Source organism: Rhizobacter sp. P3_B12 (assembly GCF_056402895.1).
In genome coordinates this window covers 1-2,323 of the sequence record NZ_JBFUGN010000962.1, presented here as the reverse complement: position 1 = coordinate 2,323, position 2,323 = coordinate 1, and the positions used below count along the sequence as shown (strand labels likewise).

At 64.5% G+C, this 2,323-nt stretch carries 2 protein-coding genes; one reads left to right on the top strand and one right to left on the bottom strand.

Annotated elements, in window-relative coordinates:
- Positions 1–1,138 (top strand): MDR/zinc-dependent alcohol dehydrogenase-like family protein (locus tag AC1D01_RS30725; RefSeq protein WP_477873193.1); only part of this gene is annotated, 1,138 nt, incomplete at its 5' end.
- Positions 1,139–1,193: 55 nt separating this feature from the next.
- Here the strand turns inward: AC1D01_RS30725 and AC1D01_RS30720 are convergent.
- Positions 1,194–2,323, bottom strand: a 1,130-nt coding sequence (locus AC1D01_RS30720; protein WP_477873191.1) for a glycosyltransferase family 2 protein, incomplete at its 5' end; no start/stop codon positions are given.

Genomic DNA, 2,323 nt, shown 5'->3' with positions numbered 1-2,323 from the left:
GATACGAGCGCAAGCCGTGCTGCTGATTCTGGTCTGCGCGAGCTTGCCGGGCACGGTCTTCAGCATCTCTGACATGGACAACATCCTGTCTGGAAAGGGAGGCTCCGATGATCAAAGGGCCTATCGCTTGAATTCAGCGGTTAAGGGTGCTCGCAATGAGATCCGAGGCGTCATCGAGCTTGGTGCCACTGGAGTGGTCATTGGCCGTGAGTTTTTGAAGTCAAGCTCGCGGCAGCGGCCGGAAAGCATGGAGGTGCATCGAACGGATCAACTGTCGCCGTCGCCCGGCCATTTCGAACTGCCATTGAGGGAGCGCATCTCCCTCGAGCGTCAACGAGCAGCGGCCCAGGTGAGCAATCGCCAATCCGTGAATCTCCCGTCCGCGAATTCCTTGACTTGGCGCATTGGCCAGCACGAGATGAGCCTGCAGGGCGAGGCGCAAGGCATGCCGCACAGGCTGCTGCAACTCTTTGCGATCAAGCCCGATGGTGTCTGCAGCATCGTGGAGTTGATGGTGCTCACAAGAGTCAAGATACGTTCCAAATCACACCTGGAGCTGCGCAGGGCAAGAGCGTTGATCCACGAGTTCAACAACGCGTTGACGGGCGGGGTCGTCTGCGCCTGCGAGGGGCACCCCGGCTACTGTCAACTGGTGAAGTCGTGCAGCCCTGAGGAGAAGGCGCACCTCCTGCGCTCGAGAGGCATCGACGAAACGGCGGACAGCACGTTGGCCGATTTTCTCGACAGATCCGCAACCTTGACGTTCGGCGATGGCCGTGTGCTGAATGCGCTGAGCGGCGAGTTCACCTATGGCGATCAAATGCACGGCACGATCCGCCGGCAAGCGCTGCTGATCATGCTCATCCTGGCAAGCCGCCCGGGCGAATCCTTTCAGTGCTCGGCCGTGGCCAATCTCCTCGCAAAGGGCAAGAACCCCAATGTGTTGACCCTCATCACAAAGGCCCTGGAGATCGTGCGCAAGGTGATGGGCGAGCTCATCGAAAACAATGGCATTTGCATCAAGCTGCACGAGAGGCGTCTGACAGCATCGAATCTGGAACCCTCCACATCAACGCGCTGGAGCGAAGCCAGGGTGATGGGAAGCACCCTGGCGCAGGAATCCGGCGATCCGAAGTGAGTGCGCAGGCGTTGCGCGCAGCCGGCAGAATCGTCGGTTCGCACGCAGCACCAGCTCACCGCCAGCGCTTGACCCCGCTCAAGCTCGACAGGTAGATCCAGGTGCGCCATGCGATGAACGCCGGCGCCCACAGGATATCGAGGAAGGTCTTCACCGGCACGCCGCTCAGCAGGTTGCCGGCGATGAAGTACAGCAGGTAGGCCGGCAGCAGCGCAAAGGCCAGCACGAACTGCCACGAAGCGAGCCCGCAGACGGCCGCCGCCACGACGATCGCGACGAACAGCAGGCTCAGCTGCACCGCGTGCGAGGGCAGCAGGAAGTCGATCAGCAGGTTCAGCGCCGCACCATCGCCGCTTGCACGGAAGCGCGCCCACAGCGCCCGCACGCTGCGCCCGACGATCGCTGATCGCCCACCCGCCCAGCGCCTGCGCTGCGCGGCCGCTTCCTTTGCCGTCTCGGGGATCACGCTCGACGCGCGCGCATGCTCCAGCCAGTGCACCCGCTGGCCGCTGCACACCAGCTTCACCAGCATCTCCTGGTCCTCGACCATCGTGTCCGAATGCCAGGGCATGCGCTGCAGCACGTCGCGCCGGAACACCATGCCGTGGCCGCGCAGGTTGCAGCTCCAGCCAGCCTGGCTGCGCGCCAGTTCCTCCAGCCGGTTCTCCACCACCGCGTTCATGTAGTTCAGCCGCGAGAACAGCGTCGCCTGCCAGTTGTGCACGCCGACCCGGCCCTGCAGCACCGCGTGGCCTTCATGCAAGCCGGCTGCCGCCTGCTGGAAGAACTGCGGGTCGACGAGATTGTCCGCATCGAAGAACGCGACTGCGTCGAGTGCCTCGCCATGCGTCGCCTCCAGTGCCGTGATGCCCTCGGCGAGGCTTGCCGTCTTGCCGCGCGCACCGCTCTGCCGATCCAGGCAGTCGAAGCCGGCGGCGCGGATCTCGGCCACCGTCGCATCGCTGCAGTGGTCGGCCACGAACAGGATCGCCAACTGCTCGCGCGGGAAGTCCACGCGCGCGAGCGATGCGAACAGCGGCCCGAGCACACCTTCTTCGTTGTGCGCCGGCACCAGCACGCCGAAGCGCTTGTCGCGCCGCGGTGCGAGCGGTGCCGGTGCGCGCACGCCCCACAGCCCACGCACCGCCTGGTACAGGAAGATCGCCGCCACCCACAGCACCAGCA